The sequence below is a fragment of the Paenibacillus sp. J5 genome, from assembly GCF_054955055.1.
In genome coordinates this window covers 129,675-146,120 of sequence record NZ_JBUEDD010000009.1, presented here as the reverse complement: position 1 = coordinate 146,120, position 16,446 = coordinate 129,675, and the positions used below count along the sequence as shown (strand labels likewise).

The window sequence follows — 16,446 nt, the reverse complement described above, 5'->3', positions numbered from 1 at the left end:
AGGTTCCACAAGGAGGAGATAGAAATGAAGCGTAGCGTAATAGGCCGCGATCGTCGATCTTATGAAATTGTAATTCCAGGTTCCCCCCAGCTTCCAGCTCAGATGCTGCTATGGCTGACCGCCCTGCTGCTGGCTCTAATCTGCAGCGCCACTGTACTACCCGCAACCGCACTCGCCGCCTCTCTTGAGCTTGGCCCGGCCACCTTGCAGCGGCTGGATAAGGCGCTTGCAGACGCCGATCGTCTCCATAGCACATCCATCCGCAAGCTGTACGTCCAGTTGGAGAGCCTGCAGCAACAGGATACAGAGCTGGAGTCCATGACCAAGACGGAGAAGCTGCGCAATGACGGGGCGTTGCTGACCCTGCGTGAGAGGATGAAGAGTCTGGACAAGAGCAGACTGGAGCAGCTCACACGGCAAGCCGAGTCGGCTCGCAAGCTGTATCAGCCGCTATTCACCGCCTACTCCAGCTTGAATAGTCAGGTGCAGGCGGCTCGCAAGTCAGGCAACAAAGCAAGGGCAGAATCGCTCTTTGCACAAGCTTCAGAGCTGAAGCTGGCGGTGCAGCTTGCAAGACAGGATCTAAAGCTCAGGAAGGACACGCTCCAGGCGGCCAAGCAGCAGCGTGCCCGGACATTGCAGGCTGTGCGCCATGTGCTGGCCGAGCTGGACAGGGTGAAGCTGAAGGCCAAGCAGCAGCGCCTTGAGATGAGCACAACTAGAAAAAGCTTGACCACGACGTGGAAAAGCTTCAACCAGCATATGAAAAACAAGGATGCGCCTCGCATGAGCACATCCCTCACGGCCTTGACTCGCCTGGCCCATACGATCGTCCAGGCTCGGCAGCAGCTCTATGATCTGGAGCGGCAGCGGGGTCGTATCCTTACTAGAGCTACCTCCATACTGCCAAAATAACAGCAGGGCAGCAACGATAACGATTCCAGAAGAGTTGCGAGTGAGCGCGCCTTCCAGACTGAAGCCACATGACCAACGGCGCTCACTCTTCGCTTGGACATGTCCTCTATCTCCCACGGGAGCAGCTTGCATCGAAGGCTCGTTATCGCGCAAGCTGCTCGCTCATCGTCATAGCAAGGAAATGATAAGCAGCACGGGGGAGAACGTCCGCAAGCGGATATTTCTCGACAGGTGTTATGGCACCCTGGCTTAATTGTGGCTCGAACGGATTAGCGGAGTCGGCTCCCCTACGTACAGCAGCTCCAGACGGTGCAGCGCCCGTGTACAGCCGACGTAGAGGAGCTTGGCATCCTGCGGCATTTCCGTATAGCTGTGGGCATCAGCGTCAATCACGAGCGCTGCGTCGAACTCTAGCCCCTTGGTCAGATGAACCGGCACGACAGATATGCCTCCGCTATATCCACGCTGCCCCTCCGTGATTAAGCTTGCCTCGATGCCCGCCGCCTGCAGCGTGTCGAACAGCTCATGTGCGCTCTGCTCGGTGCGGACGATGAGCGCGACCGTTGCCATACCGCCCTGCCCATTGTCCATGATGAATTGGCGGATGCGCGCCAGCCGATCCGCAGCGTCTGCCGCCAATGTGATACGGACAGGCTCACCGCTGCGGAATACGGGCTGGGCAGGAGGCAGCAGCGTGTCGGTGAAGGGAAGAATTCGGTTGGCGAATTCGATAATCTCCATCGTGGAGCGGTAGCTCTGGCGCAGCTCGTGATAGGAGCGGCGCTCCGGCTCGAATAAGGAGCTGAACTCCTCCCAGCGATGAATACCGCGGTAAGCGTGGATGCCTTGGGCGAGGTCGCCGAGGATCGTGAAGGATGGCTCGTTCATACAGGCCTTGAGCACCTCAATCTGCAGCGGGGGCACATCCTGCGCCTCATCCAGTACGACATGGTCGAAGGCGGGCGACGGTACACCGTGGAAGGCCAGATGCAGCCAGGCCAGCGGCGCCAGATCCTCCTGCCGGACGATCCGCTTCTTCAGATCGTTGCGTGTCTGCTCTATGATCGGCTGAGGCAGGCTCGCCGTCTCCGTCTCTTGTCCAAGCTGTTCGAACAGTTGGCTGTACAGCTTGAGCACATCCACCTCGCCCAGCTTCTTCACATAGGTGCGAAGCCGTTGCTTGGCTGTCTTGCTGCGATCCTTGCGCTGCTTCGGATCACTGATCTCGCCAAGCGCCATCGTAAGCCAACGGTTCATCCTCGCCACCAGTCGCTCACGCCTAGGGGCGAGCGGGTAGTAGCGGTACTCCACCTGGAACCACTCTCTGATCTCATCTGTGGAGAGCGTCTTTCCTGGCCAAGCCTCCATATCCTGCTGCGGGAGGTACTCCGCTTCATAGCTCGCTATGAAGCGGTCGAGCACTTGCTTGAAGGCAGCCGACCCCTTATAGCGGCCAGGAGCCAGCTTGAGCCGCTCTGCCCGTGCAGCCGAGCCGGCTGCGCCGCTTCCTGTCGCGGCAAACCACTGCTTCCCTTCTCCATCATCCTTGGACAGCAGCTTCGGCACCCCGAGCAGCTCGCTCGTCCAGTCTGCGAAGGTCGTCTGCCGGACATCGCCAACACCCAGCTCCGGCAGCACACCGGAGATGTAGTCGAGGAACATCGCATTGGGCGCGAAGATCACCATCCGCTCCGGTCGCATCTGCTCCTGATATTGATAGAGCAGATAGGCCAGACGGTGCAGCGCGACCGTCGTCTTCCCCGAACCGGCGGCCCCTTGAATGATGAGCGCTGCCTGTCTCGGGGCGCGAATGATGCGATCCTGCTCCGCCTGAATCGTAGAGACAATATCCCGCAGCCGATTATCCTTCTTCTCCCCCAGCCTGTACAATAGAAATTCATCGCTCAGCCCGAGATTGTCTCCGCCCCGTACATAGCTGTCCACTACCCTCTCCAGCACCTGCTTGCGGATCGATAGATTGCGCTTGAGCAGCACCTCGCCGTTCACCGTCCCTCCCGGCGCCTCATAGGCTACTGGCGCATCTCCGCCAGTGAAGGTGTAGAACAAGCTGGCTACCGGCGCGCGCCAATCGATGATATAAGGAGCGCCGTTAGCGCTATGCTCCATTCCCCGCTTCCCGATATAGAGCGGAAGCGGCTTGGGAGTATCCTGCTCCAGGAAATCCAGCCTGCCAAAATACGGCTCGTTCTGCAGCAGTGTTAGCCGCTGGCGCTCCCCTTCTCGTTTCTCATCGAGCAGTTGCTCCGTAAAATCATCTCCATAGTAACGCCCCCCGATGGATGCCAGTTGCTGTCCGATCTCCTCCAACGTGTCGCGGAGCCGAAGCTGCTCCTGTTGAATGCTTGTATTCGTTTCCATTGCTTGACAGATGCCTCCTTTGCAGACCAAATGTACCTGTGAACGTCAATCTGGGCATGCACAACGATGCTTCAGATTACAATTTTATTCCGGGCAGGCTCATCCTTCAGATGAACCCTTGCCCACTTTCTTGATCATATGAGCATACTCATGGCCGACCAGCGTCAGCCCTCCAATCTCCTCATAGCCTAGCGATTCGTACAGCCGCCGTGCACCTCCATTGTCACGCTCGACATTAAGCGAGATTCGGGAGTGACCCTGCCCAGCTCCCCATTGCTCCGCCGCTGCCAGCAGTTGCGTGCCCCACCCCATTCCACGAAACTCCTGATCGACACATAGCGCATCTATATACCACTCTCCGGGCTGGGTCTCCTGCTCCATCTCCAGCGGCATATCCAGAAAGCTCGCGTGCAGGATGGCCAGCAAACGTTCATGCAGCTCGGATTCCGCCGCCCCATCGTAGCAGATAACGATACCGACCGCGCGCCCCTCCTCGTCCGCCTTGACCAGAATATTCCGATGACTGAACTTGTTGAACGAGTCACTGACAGCCAGGCTAAGCCCTGTCTGCACCGTGGCCTTGGGATAGGCACGCAGCAGCGGCAGCTCCATCCCCTCCCATATCTCATAGATAAGCTTGGCAATATGATGGCTATCTTCTGTTGTAGCCGGACGAATCATAACACTCACTCTCCTTGAAGCTTGCGCATTTTGCTAACCGCTATTATACTACTAGCAACCATAGACAATGTACAACAAAGGAGCGGAGACAACCAGATGGGCTACAAAATCGCCTTTTTCGATATTGACGGGACACTGGTAAATGAGGAGAAGCAGATTCCTCTAGATACAATCGAAGCCATTAAGGAGCTAAAAGCACGCGGAGTTGAGGCTGTAATCTCGACAGGGAGAGCTCCCTATTTCTTCAAGCCGATCGCCGAGCAGCTCGGTATCGAATCCTTCATCAGCTTGAATGGGGCCTACGTGGTCTACCAGGGTAAAACGGTGTATAAGCGGATTATTCCCAAGGACAGCATGCAACTGCTTGTCGAGCATGCCAACCTGCAGCGCCATTCCCTTGTATTTGAGGGGGAAGACTATTACTACGCCAATGCCGAGAATCATCCCTTCATCATCGAGTCAGTCAACTCGCTGCGCGTCGAGCAGCCGCACTTCCGTCCAGATTACTGGCAGCATGAGGATGTATTCCAGGCATTCCTGCACTGCACACAGGAGGATGAGCACCTGTATGATGGCCATTTCCCTGATCTGCGGTTTGTACGCTGGCATCCGCAGGCTGTCGACGTGCTTCCGGCAGACGGCTCCAAGGCGCAGGGCATCCGCTATCTGCTGGACACACTCGGCATCGCCAAGGAAGAGGCGATCGCATTCGGAGACGGGCTTAACGACAAGGAAATGCTTGAATATGTAGGCTTGGGCATCGCGATGGGCAATTCACACCCCGAGCTGATCGCCCATGCGGATTATGTCACCACCTCGGTGGATGAGCATGGCATCCGCAACGGACTCATCTATGCTGGAGTGCTCGAAGCCCAGCCCGTATAGCAGTTCAAGCTTAATGCAAGAAAATAGCGGTTATGACAGCTTATCACTTTATGATGCAATTAGCAATAGGCCCATGCCCGGCTCGCAGCCGGGTATGGGCCTATAAGCATCTGTACGATGGTTAGGCCAATATATCATCAATGCGTTGCAGTTCCTCCGCCGTAAATCCGATATGACGGAGCGCGCCTACGGCGTCCTCAATCTGGCTCACCTTGCTCGCTCCGATCAGTGCCGACGTCACGCGACCGCCACGCAGCACCCAGCAGAGTGCCATCTGGGACAGCTTCTGTCCGCGCTCCCGCGCCAGCTCATTCAGAGCGCGCACCTTCTTCATCGTCTGCTCGGTCAGCTCTTCCGGGCGCAGGAACACGCTCGGCCCCGCCGCCCGCGAGCCAGGAGCAATGCCATCCAGATAGCGGTCCGTTAATATTCCCTTGTGAAGGGGCGAGAAAGCGATGGAGCCGATCCCTTCCTCTGCCAGCACATCCAGCAGCCCCTGCTCCGCATGGCGCGACAGCATGGAGTATTGCGGCTGATGAATCAGGCAAGGCGTACCTAGTCTGCGAAGTATCTCTGATGCACGCCGCGTATCCTCCGGGCTGTAGTTGGAGAGGCCAACGTACAGCGCCTTGCCCTGACGAACGATCAGATCGAGTGCGCCCATCGTCTCCTCCAGCGGGGTGTCCGGGTCAGGGCGATGATGATAGAAGATGTCCACATAATCAAGCTGCAGCCTCCTAAGGCTCTGGTCGAGGCTAGAGATGAGAGATTTCTTGGAGCCCCACTCCCCGTATGGGCCTGGCCACATGTAATAGCCTGCCTTGGTCGATATAATCATCTCGTCGCGATAAGCAGACAGCTCCTGCTTCAGTATCCGACCGAATGTCTCCTCGGCCGAGCCGGGCGGAGGGCCGTAGTTGTTCGCCAGATCAAAGTGGGTAATCCCCAGATCGAACGCCCGCTGCACCATCGCCTTGCCGTTCTCATAGACATCGATGCCCCCGAAGTTATGCCATAAGCCAAGTGAGATCGCCGGCAGCTTCAACCCGCTGCGTCCGCTGCGATAATATATCATCGTGTCATATCGATTTTCCTGTGCGCTATATGCCATTCAATGCTCCCCCTTTATGATAGAAAGGCGATCTGGCCAACCTTATTAACTATTACAATAACGCAAAGCTACAGAAGTGACTATGGCAGTAAGGAAGTACTTTATGGAATAATGTCTTGTTCCGTATATTGGCTACGGTATTGGCGAGGCGACATGCCGTATTTCCTGCGGAACATGCGCGAGAACAACAGCGCATCCCGATAGCCAACCGAATGGGCAATCTCGCCCACGGAGTAGCCGGTATCGCGCAGCAGCCTGCTTGCCTTCTCCAGCCGATAATGGAGCAGATACTGCTGTGGCGGCATCCCGACAGCCTCCTTGAACAGCACTGACAAATATTTGCGATCCAGCCCCATATAGGCCGCCAGCTCGCCAATCGTCACCTGCTCGCTATAGTGCGCATGCAAATATTCGAGTCCTTGATGCACATACCCCTCCTGCTTGCCGACAGCGGACCTGGCAGCACGGGAAGCAGGATATTCACCGATCAGCGCCGCCCAATATTCATGCAGCAATATAGATAGTCGCAGATCGCTCGCCGCTCCGAGCTCCAGCGCTTCTGTCATCCGCTCATAGAGGAACGGCATCACCTGCATATCCATCGGGAACACCGGGCGCTCCGGTGTCAGTCTGGTACGCTTCAGCAGGTCCGGCACACGGGTGCCTGTAAAGCCGAGCCATGAATAGACCCACGGCTGCACCGCGTCCGCCTCATAGTACGTCAGCACCTGTGGATAGATCAGAAAACCTTCGCCTGCTCCCAGCGCATACTCCTTATCCATCACCCGGACGATGCCTGTGCCCTGATGCACCAGATGCACCTTGTATACATCGCGCACCCCCGGCCCGACCGCATGCCCGGGCGCACAGGCCTCCTTGCCCCAGAACAACAGATGCAGCTCCGGCTCCGCCGTATGCGGAGCCAGCGGGTTATATTGAAAATCTGCCATGCCGCAGCTCCACCCTCCATCATCAAGCATTGTCGTTCTATTCTAGCACAGGGGAGTCGCGTGGCAAAACCAGCGGGTCCAAGACGGAGTCTAGCCGCCTAGTGGCCGCAGGGTTAGCGTCAGTTGCTGTCTCACCGGCTTGATCAAGTAGGCATCCAGCGTCGGAGCATAGCCACAACTGTGATTGCCAAGTCCACTCTGCGCCAGATCGGCATGCACCCATATGGAGCCAGACGGCTGCAGCTTGTGGACATGGCTGGCCGCGCTCAGCTCAGCGGTAGTATACAGACTCGCTGCCAGTTGCAGCAGCGGCTGTCCCACGAGCTCGATCCCCGCCCCGCTGCCATCGGTCAGTCTCGCCCGCCGAACATCTGCCTTGGCGCCGTTCTCCTGCGGCTTGATATAAGGCACGAACTGCTCCGCCACCGTGCCCTCATAGATGCCCAGCTTGCCGCTGAGCTTGCGGTCGGCATAGCATTCGTGCGGGCCTAGCCCGAACCATTGCAGATGGTCGAATCGTTGCGGCAGTTGCAGCTCCACGCCGAAGCGCGGCAACGGCGGAAGCGGCTGCGGCGGAAGCGGCTGCGGCGCACAGGCTGCCGTGCGCGGCTCCAGCAGCACCTCCATGCCGAGCTCTCCTGATGGATCAATCCGGTAGCTGACTGCCGCCTCCAGCATGACGCTCTCTCCGCGAGCAGCCAGCGCGAAGCGGGTATGCACCCTCAACCCATCCTGTTCCAGACTCGTGACGAACTCCCGCATATTGACCTCAAGCCGGTCATAGCCTGCCTTGCGCCACGCCTGAGCCAGATGAACATCATTGTCTACCGGCGCCCGCCATAGACAGACCCGCGGCCCACGCTCGAGCAGTTCCCGCCCTTGCCAGCTCCAGCCCTGCAGCAGCCCGCTCGTCTTATCAAAGGTGAGCTCGAAGCTCTCACCGCATACTGCCAGACGGGAGGCATCCTCCCGAACCTCCAGTTGGTGTCCGCGCTGTATTCTGTGCGCCATATCCGGTCGAGCCGGTTGCCCTTCCCCGTCCTGCTCTTGCTGCTGGAGCTCCGTAGCAGGCTGAAGCGGCAATGGTATATCCGCCCATGCGACTTCATGCCCCTGCTCCGCCCATGCGGCATCCTCTGCCAGCACAACCCGAATATGAAGCCAGGCTTCAGGCGGGCAAGTCTGCTGCTCGAAGTCAGCCGCTCCGCTTAACAAGCCGTCTCCTCGCCCGGCGAAGCTCCCCGGCTGCTGCCCGTAAGTCTCATCCCCGCCCTTCCATGTCCCCACTGCACCGTGAGCCATTCGCTGCGGCACAGCCTCGCGGTTAGCCTCCGATTGGCGCTCACTATAGGAAGACAATCGAGCTGCTGCACAGGCAGCCTCACGCAACATGGGCGGCACATCAACCCTAACCGTTTCGCTCTCTCCAGGCTGCAGCTCAGGGAGTACCAGGTCGCCGCTCCCGAGCAGCTCCCCGCCCCGCAGCAGCTTCCATTCCGCGCGCAGGTGAGCGAGGGTCAGCATATCATAGCGATTCGTCACCTTCACCTGCCACGGCGCCTCCGCCTGCTCGATTAACACAGGCTCGATGACCTTCTTGTATTCCAGCAGAGAGGCCTTCGGCGTCCGATCAGGGAAGACCAGTCCATCGAGGCAGAAGGAGCCGCTATGCGGCTGATCCCCGAAATCTCCGCCATATGCATAATAACTCTCGCCATTATCCTCCTTGAGCAGCGCCAGATCAGCCCACTCCCAGATCAGACCGCCCAGCAGCCGCGGATAGCGGTATACCGCCCCCCAATACTCCTGCAGGTTGCCTGCAGCATTCCCCATCGCATGACCATACTCCACCATCAAGTACGGCCTCGCATCCGGCTTGCGGCCTTCAGCGATCAGCATATCGACTGAAGGGTACATCGAGCTGACTATATCGTTCACAGCCGCCTCATACGCCCGTTCATAATGAATCGGACGAGTCGGATCAACCCGACGTATCCAAGCCGCCATCGCATCATGATTCGGCCCATACCCGCTCTCGTTGCCCAGCGACCAGATGATGACCGAGGGATGATTCTTATCGCGCTCGACCATCCGCGCCGCCCGCTCAACGAACGCCTCCTCCCACTCTGGACGGGAAGACAGCCATCCCTCATTGCCGGCAAAATGAAAGCCATGTGTCTCCAGATCTGCCTCATCCATGGCATATAGTCCGTATCGGTCGCACAGTTGCAGCCAGCGCGGCACGTTGGGGTAATGTGCCAGCCGCACGGCGTTCATATTATGCTGCTTCATCAGCTTGATGTCGCGCACCATCGCCTCCTCCGAGACGACAAAGCCGTGCCGCGAATCGAATTCATTGCGATTGACCCCCCGCAAGATGACGGGATGGCCGTTCACCAGCAGCAGGCCATCTGCAACCCTCACCTCCCGCAGCCCCACCTCAATAACCTTGACCTCCAGCAGCTCACCCGCCTCATCATGCAGGGAGAGCACCAGAGGGTACAGCTCTGGTGTCTCCGCGCTCCATAGCCGCGGCTCGTCTACCTCCATCGACCATGACAGACGGCATTGCTCTCCTGGAAGCAGATGGACTCCCTGCTCCCGCTTGGCAATAACCCGGCTGACCGCTCCTGCAGATGCCGATAGAGACGTACCAGGATAAGCGCCCGGCCTCCTATCTACCCCGCATCCGTCCGCTGCTGCAAAGTGCACCGACTCCGGGTCTGTTCCTTGGTCTGTTCCCGGGTCTGCTTCCGGTTCAGCTCGCCAATCGCCTGCCCCCTGTGGTGAATACAATCTGCTTCTTACTGTGCAATTGGCGTCTGCATTGGGGAACCAAGACGAGCGCGCCAACTGCAGCTCCACATGCACCCTTGCCTTGCGATACCCATCACACAGCTCGGTGCGCACCGATGCATCGGCCACGGTCACAGCAGGCAGCAGCATTAGGTACACATCACGAAAAATACCGCTCAGCCGCCATTTATCCTGACTTTCCAGGTAGCTGCCATCACACCATTGATACACCCTAACCGCCAGCACATTATCCCCTTGCTGCGCGAGTCCGGTCAGATCAAACTCCGCTTCATAATGGCTGCCCTGCGAGTAGCCGGCCAACTGCCCGTTCACCCAGACATGGAAGGCCGAATCCACCCCTTCAAAGACGAGCCTCAGTTGGCGTCCGGCAAGCTCCTCCCCCATAGAGAACTGCATCCTGTAGCATCCGGTCGGATTAGCTGCGGGGACATGCGGAGGATCGATCGGGAACGGATACGGACAACTGCTATAATGAGGCGTACCGTAGCCATGCAACTGCCAGTTGGACGGGACGGGAAGATTATCCCAATCCTGATCGTCGTATGTCGGAAGCTGGAACAGCGACGGCGCATCCAGCGGAGAACTGGCGTAGTGGAACTTCCAGGTACCATTCAGCAGCTTGAAATAGGGTGATTCCGTGCGGCGACCGCGGATCGCTCCCGCCTCATCCGCATAAGGGATCAGCTCCGCGTGCGCCCGCTCCCGCCTTCTGTGCAGTATTCTCAGGTCTGTCACATCCCGCAGCAGCTCAGCCTCTTGAATCCCGTCATCGCTATAGGCAGCATAGCGCTGCCTCTCTCGGTTGTCCGCCCTGTCCCGCAATTTCCATTCCCTAGCCCCAGTCATCCCGAGTGGCAGTTGCTCCCCTCGCTCTCTCATTCTACCCGGCCTCCCTCTATGATTCATCTGTGAAAATAGGGCGCACCCGCATCTGCTGCAAGCACACCCTATTTGCTTCTATTGGCAGCCCCCGCGTCACGATCCTCAAGCTCGGGAGCGCAGGAGCAATCTGTCCATCTGTACCGATGACCACGGAAGCCACCAGGCTCGCTAGCGACATCGGCATCGCATATCGCATGAACCTGATGGCGATGCCGTCAAGCAGCGAGCCATGGAAGGCGAGCACCCACGCTGCACGGTTTGATCGTAGCAGCCTGCTTACCATAGCAGGGCGACTGCCACTCACTGACTGCTGCCCACTGACTACCGCTTCATGCCTGTTACTGCCTGCCTCGAAACTTGGCGATCGCCTGCATGAGCGCCGGATGCTCGGCCGCATACTGCTCCAGCGGGATACCGCGCACGGCTGCCTCCCAGCCCAGCTTCATACTCAGGCAGCCTGCGGCAGGGCCGCCGGGATGTGCAAGGATACCGCCGCCCGCCAGATGCATCACATCCACACTGGCTGCCGCAGCATACGTAGCATGAGCCATCCCCGCCCATTGCCCTGAAGAGACGACAGGCATCGCCTTATAGCCTCCCAACAGCGGCTCGACACAGGCTTGGAGCGACGTGGTGACGGACTCGTTGCTCTCGTAAAATTTGCTGTTCAGGCCATTCACATGGATGTGATCTGCTCCTGCCAGGCGGCATAGCTTCTGGTAGGCCGTAAAGCTCATGCCCAAGCCGGGAGAGCGCGTCAGCATCCCCCATTGATTGCGATGCCCGTGGATCGGCACCTCGCTGTATCGGTTCAGATGCGCCAGTCCAGGCAGCCCGATGCTGAGCAGACTGACCATGACGCAGTTGCCGCCATGGCGCACGATCATATCATGGTGCCGCTTCATCTCGTCGATCTCTCCGGTAATATTGAAGGCATACATCAGCTTGCGCCCCGTCACGTCCGCTGCGCGCTCGACCGCCTCCATGACCGCCTGCACCTTCTGCTCCATCGGAGCAAACGGCGGGTTGGCATTCAACTCATCATCCTTCACGAAGTCAAGTCCGGCCAGCGCCATGTCATAGACGAGGCTTCCCAGCTCCTGCGGCGTAAGCCCGATGCTCGGCTTCACGATCGTGCCCAGCAGCGGACGCCCCTGCACCCCCGTCAGGCGGCGTGTGCCGTCTACCCCGAACTTCGGGCCGGGGTAGGCAGCGGCGAAGGATGGCGGCAGCTCCAGATCGAGCAGTCGCAGCCCCGAGAATTCCTGCAGCTCGTACAGATTGCCAGCAACAGCGGACAGCAGGTTCGGGATCGACGGCCCGAAGTTATGGAGCGGGAACGACAGCGTCACCCGTCCTCGGCGATAGAGGCCATCATGTCCGGGCGGCGTTGCCGCTCCCGGCAAGGTCGGCGCTGCCAGCGGCTCCAGCGGCTCGATATGCTCCACATGCGCCGCATGGCGCAGCTTGAGGTCATCTGTCTCGCCCGGAACGGCGGTGAACGTGCCAGTCGACTGCTCCCCGGCCATCACAGCGGCCGCTCTCTCCAGCGACCAGGGCGTCTCAATCAGATAGACCGCACGCACCCGCTCCTGTGTACCTGCTCCAGCGACGCCGCTCATACGCCCGCTCCTTCCTGCTCCAGCGCCTCCAGCACCGCCTTGACAGCCTCCACACCAAGCCGCGGACTGGACAGCACCGGTCTTCCTGTCACATCGCGGATGCGACTCTCCATACGCGCCATGGAGCCTTGCGCCAGCACGAGCACCTCTGCCGATTCGGCCGCCTTGCGCGCAGTCTCCAGCAGGAGGCGGTCATGCTCCTCCGGCCTGCCCCCGGACAGCGCCTCGAACGCGCCCTCCGCGAGTCCGCTGACCAGTTCGACCTCCCTGCCCGCCTCCTCCGCTTTGCGACGGATGAGACGCATCGTCGGATCAAGTGTCGTCGGCAGTGTCGCCAGAACAGCGATCCGCCCATACTCGATGGCCGCCTTCGCCGCCATCGCATCGTCGATCTTGACGAGCGGCGTGGCGATCATGCTGCGCGCCGCATCGGCTGCCTCGCCTACTGAGGAGCACGTATTGAGGATGACATCTGCCCCCAGCTCCTCGCCGTGATGAAAATATTGCATCAGCCTGCGCGCAACGCCTGCGGGCACATGCCCGGCCTGAATGACCTCGCCGATCAAGCTATCGTCCACGATGCTCACCAGCTTCACCTCGGGCAGCAGCTCCTGAAATACTGCGCGCAGCGGCTCCGCCAGCGCCAGGCCCGTATAGACCGCGACGACCTTTCGTGTCCTCTTCTCTCCCATATGAATCCTCCATTCTCCCGACCCGGCTCGCTTCAGCTTCCCGGAATTGATAGTACCTCCCGCCACGCCCTACCGCTAAGTCCCCTGCTCGGCCCTCGACACTGCCCCCGGCTCTGGCCTCGACCTGTCCTAACCTTATCCCGTCTCGCTTGCGGACAAGGACAGCTTACCAGACCAGCTCCTGCTCATGGCGGACATAGCTGCCCTCGCGAAGCGGCGCTTCATCATATACCTTCCGCCCGCTATAGAACGGATGCTTGGTGCCCTGAGGAGAAATATCGATCACATCATCGCCGCGCCACAGCGTTTCGAAGGTCTGACCAATTGCCGTCTCGATCGTCTTGCGCACCGACAGCGGGAAGGTAATGGTGATCTTCTCGCCTGCCTTGGCTGCGCCCAGCAGCAGGAATACCTCATTCACCCAGCGGCTTGGCTCACTGCCGTTGCCCTCCGAAACCTCGCCGCCCTGCTCACGGACGAAGCTGACCTTCGCCCAGCCTGCCCACTCCGGGATGCGCACGCGCAGTCTCGGTATGTCCCGATGAATATGGAGCACCACCTTGCCCTCATGCGGCAGATAGCTGTCCACATCGAGCCAGGCAGAGCCGCGGTTCAGCAGGAAGTTGACGCTGACCGTCCCCTTGTGCTCCGTTACTGTATTGCTCCAGCCCATATAGAGACCGCGCGTACCAGAGCCCAGACAGCAGATTTGCAGATCGCTTGTATGGCCCCGGCCATGATTCACGTCACAGCAGAAATCGTTAGGCGCGGAATAACCCGCGAAGGCGCCTCTCGTCCGGTCGGCAATATCGCTATAAGTGATCAGCCCCGGCACATTGCCTGCCGTATCCTTCGTCTCCTTCACCCAGCCCATCTCCAGTAGCTGCGACTCGGCCAGATGGTTGCGGATGAAGCGCTCGACCGTGCCCCAGTATTGGGTGTAGCCGCTCTGCGCCAGCGTAATGCCGGTTGAGATCAGATCGACGAGCGAGCAGGTCTCATGCTCATAGGCTTGCTCCTTTAGATCGCCCGGCGTCCAGCCGAACGCGGTGCATTGGGTGAGCGCCCACGCATAGCTGCGCTCAACGAAGTTGATGAGCGAGGCATCCTTGGTGAAGGCGCCGAAGCGAGCCAGCGCATCGAGCGTACCGAGCCGGGTATGAAAATGCCCGCTGCGATACGCCAGCGAATCGTTGAAGCTGCCGTCCTTGTTGAATACACCGCTGCGCTGTACGATTAATGCAGCGAAGAATTCGCATAGCTCCAGGGCATCAGCGTTGCCTGTCAGCTCATGGTATTTGAGCAGCGGCATAATCAGCCGCCCGCAGAAGGCCGCCGGGTCGGGAGCAAGGCGCAACTGCACGGCATTCGAGGACGGCCAGCCGCCATCCTTATATTCCGAGGCTGGATAATACCACACCTCGCGCTCCTTGATCGCTACCCGCTTGAGCGCCGCCACATGCTTGTCGGCTGCCTCCTTGACACGCTCATCGCCTGATGACATATACCAGGTCGTCAAGGACAGAATAACGGCGCGCTGGTCGATGAAGTTGGCGTTCGGCTCCCAATCGCGATGCGGATTCTGCTGGCGGTAGCTCAGGCCATCCTCCTTGAAGAAGGAGAGCAGATTGGCTCTGTACTTCGCCTCAATCTCCGTGCCCTGCTCAGAGCCGGACATATGGCGTGCCAGGATCATGCCGTCCACCATCCGCCCATGGGACGAGCCGTAATCCCAGTCGCCATGCGTCAGATGCGCAGGCTCCTGCATCAGATTGGCGGCAAAGAACGGAATATGATCAAAATCCTGATCCGCCATCCCTGTCATCGCATTCAAGGCGGCAGCAGCACGCTCCTCCAGTGTCAGCGTATCCGGTATCCATCTCGTAGTCATCGCTCACTCTCTCCTTTATACGTAAGATTACCTGTATTCTTGCGGTATTCACCAATGGTCTGACCCGTCTTTTTCTTGAAGATCTGACTGAAATAACGATAGTCGTCATAGCCGACCAGCTTGGCGATCTCATAATTTTTGTACCCGGAGCGCTGCATCAGCTCCTGGGATTTGCGTATCCGATAATCGGTCAAATAATCGACGAACGTCTTCCCCGTCTTCCGCTTGAACAATCGGCTGAAATAATCGGGGTTCATATAGAAGCTGCCTGCAATCTCTGGCAGCGACAGCGCCTGATCATAGTGGGCCTCGATCAGCCTCAGCACATCGCTCATCGCCTGATCGCCCTGGCGGCTGCCGCTGCGCGTACAAGCCTCCAGCACCGCCGGCAATAGCTGCTCGGCCAGCAGTATACGGATCGACTCCGCATCGCAGCGGCAGGACAGTTGCTCCGTCACATGGAGCAGGCTCTGCCCGGACGCCTGCTCCAGCCCCGAGCCCACGGCGATCAGCAGCTTGTCAAGCGCATGAACGAGCAGCGCCGCGCTGCGCTGGAGGCTCTCGACCGTCATCTGCGGCGCAGATAGCTCGCCGTACAGCCGCTCGAAGGCAGACAGCGCTGCCTCGCGATTGCCGGTCTGCAGCGCGAGCAGCAGCGCGCGCTCCTGCTCCTGCGGGTACGGAGCGGCTGCCCCGGCCGTCGCGGCGGGATGCTGCACCAGCACCCGCTCCTGCCCGAGCCGACGCGCGAGCAGCGCCGTGCGCGCCTGCCGATAGGCGCGCCGCATCTCGCCCGGCTCGCGCAGCGGTGCGCTGCAGCCGAAGCTGCACCCGCCGCCCTGCTGGCTGGCGCCGCCCAGCAGCAGCGCTGCGAGCCGCTCCAGCTCCTGGGGCGCCGATGCTTGCGCGGGCGCATGGAGCAGCACCGCAATCTCGCCGCTGTCGCCCAGTGCGCACGCGGCGAAGCTCCAGTTGCCGCCGAGGTGGAAGGCGCGCTCCTTCTCCAGCTTCGCCTCTAGCTGCGGCAGCAGCGCCGCCCCGGCAGGCTGCGCTCCATAGCAGTCGGGCAGGCCGACATACAGCCTGCACTCGCCTGTCCCGCCTGGCAGCGCCGCGAACGGAAAGCTGCCGGGCGGCTCCTCCTGCTGGCTCAGCGCCCTCTGCAGCCAGGCGCCGCGCCCGCCGCGCTCGGTTGCCTGCGCCCCCGCGCGCCTGCGCTGCAGCTCGGCAACCGCCTTCTCCAGCACCAAGGCCAGCTCCTCCTTCCTCACCGGCTTGAGCAGATACTCATACGCCTTGTGGCGGATCGCTTCCTTCGTATATTCGAAGTCGGTATAGCCGCTGATGACGATCGTCAGCAGCTCCGGCAGCTCCCGGCTCAGCATGCCGATCAGCTCCTTGCCGTCCAGACCCGGCATCCGCATATCCAGAAACAGCAGGTCGGGGCGGAGCTCCAGCGCTAGCTGGTAGCCGTCCTCCCCGTCTCCTGCCTCACCCGCCAGCTCCAGCGGCAGCTCCTCCCAGGGGATCGACTGAATCAAGCCCCGTCTGATCCATTTCTCATCATCCACCACCAGCACCTTCAGCTTCTCCATCCTGTCTCTGCTCCCTCCGGTTGAGG

At 59.8% G+C, this 16,446-nt stretch carries 12 protein-coding genes; 2 read left to right on the top strand and 10 right to left on the bottom strand.

The window, feature by feature from the left end; genetic code table 11:
• Positions 1–24: 24 nt before the first annotated feature.
• Positions 25–915, top strand: coding sequence for a hypothetical protein (locus tag ACY1JZ_RS17470; RefSeq protein ID WP_462630305.1), 891 nt, complete (start codon positions 25–27; stop codon positions 913–915).
• 249 nt (positions 916–1,164) lie between these two features.
• Here the strand turns inward: ACY1JZ_RS17470 and ACY1JZ_RS17465 are convergent, their stop codons facing one another.
• Together ACY1JZ_RS17465 and ACY1JZ_RS17460 are read right to left on the bottom strand one after the other, a co-directional pair.
• Positions 1,165–3,294, bottom strand: coding sequence for a HelD family protein (locus tag ACY1JZ_RS17465; protein WP_462630304.1), 2,130 nt, complete (start codon positions 3,292–3,294; stop codon positions 1,165–1,167).
• A gap of 99 nt (positions 3,295–3,393) precedes the next feature.
• On the bottom strand, positions 3,394–3,975 hold the full coding sequence (locus tag ACY1JZ_RS17460) for a GNAT family N-acetyltransferase (RefSeq protein ID WP_462630303.1): 582 nt from the start codon (positions 3,973–3,975) through the stop codon (positions 3,394–3,396).
• A gap of 96 nt (positions 3,976–4,071) precedes the next feature.
• On the opposite strand from ACY1JZ_RS17460, the gene ACY1JZ_RS17455 reads away from it, so the two are divergent.
• Positions 4,072–4,860 carry a Cof-type HAD-IIB family hydrolase gene (locus ACY1JZ_RS17455; RefSeq protein ID WP_462630301.1) on the top strand — a complete coding sequence of 263 codons (789 nt, stop codon included), beginning with the start codon at positions 4,072–4,074 and terminating at the stop codon, positions 4,858–4,860.
• 121 nt (positions 4,861–4,981) lie between these two features.
• Here ACY1JZ_RS17455 and ACY1JZ_RS17450 read toward each other — a convergent pair whose 3' ends face one another.
• The 8 genes from ACY1JZ_RS17450 to ACY1JZ_RS17415 all read right to left on the bottom strand — a co-directional run bounded on the left by ACY1JZ_RS17450 (position 4,982) and on the right by ACY1JZ_RS17415 (position 16,420).
• Complete coding sequence (locus ACY1JZ_RS17450; RefSeq protein ID WP_270167774.1) at positions 4,982–5,971, bottom strand: aldo/keto reductase; 990 nt, start codon at positions 5,969–5,971, stop codon at positions 4,982–4,984.
• 101 nt (positions 5,972–6,072) lie between these two features.
• Positions 6,073–6,921 (bottom strand): AraC family transcriptional regulator, encoded by an 849-nt coding sequence (locus ACY1JZ_RS17445; RefSeq protein WP_270167772.1) that lies wholly within the window; start codon positions 6,919–6,921, stop codon positions 6,073–6,075.
• Between the two features lie 90 nt (positions 6,922–7,011).
• Positions 7,012–10,617: a glycoside hydrolase family 2 TIM barrel-domain containing protein gene (locus ACY1JZ_RS17440; RefSeq protein ID WP_462630300.1), complete on the bottom strand. Its 3,606-nt coding sequence runs from the start codon at positions 10,615–10,617 to the stop codon at positions 7,012–7,014.
• Between the two features lie 16 nt (positions 10,618–10,633).
• Positions 10,634–10,903 carry a hypothetical protein gene (locus tag ACY1JZ_RS17435; RefSeq protein ID WP_270167768.1) on the bottom strand — a complete coding sequence of 90 codons (270 nt, stop codon included), beginning with the start codon at positions 10,901–10,903 and terminating at the stop codon, positions 10,634–10,636.
• A gap of 55 nt (positions 10,904–10,958) precedes the next feature.
• Entirely contained in the window at positions 10,959–12,242 is a 1,284-nt protein-coding gene (locus ACY1JZ_RS17430; protein ID WP_462630299.1) for a ribulose-bisphosphate carboxylase large subunit family protein, read from the bottom strand.
• Positions 12,239–12,934, bottom strand: coding sequence for an aspartate/glutamate racemase family protein (locus ACY1JZ_RS17425; protein ID WP_462630298.1), 696 nt, complete (start codon positions 12,932–12,934; stop codon positions 12,239–12,241). The genes ACY1JZ_RS17430 and ACY1JZ_RS17425 overlap by 4 nt, the downstream gene beginning before the upstream one ends.
• Positions 12,935–13,100: 166 nt before the next feature.
• Positions 13,101–14,825, bottom strand: a complete 1,725-nt coding sequence (locus ACY1JZ_RS17420) for a glycoside hydrolase family protein (protein ID WP_462630297.1) — start codon at positions 14,823–14,825, stop codon at positions 13,101–13,103.
• Positions 14,822–16,420: a response regulator transcription factor gene (locus tag ACY1JZ_RS17415; protein ID WP_462630296.1), complete on the bottom strand. Its 1,599-nt coding sequence runs from the start codon at positions 16,418–16,420 to the stop codon at positions 14,822–14,824. Before ACY1JZ_RS17415 ends, ACY1JZ_RS17420 begins: the two co-directional genes overlap by 4 nt.
• Between the last annotated feature and the right edge of the window lie 26 nt (positions 16,421–16,446).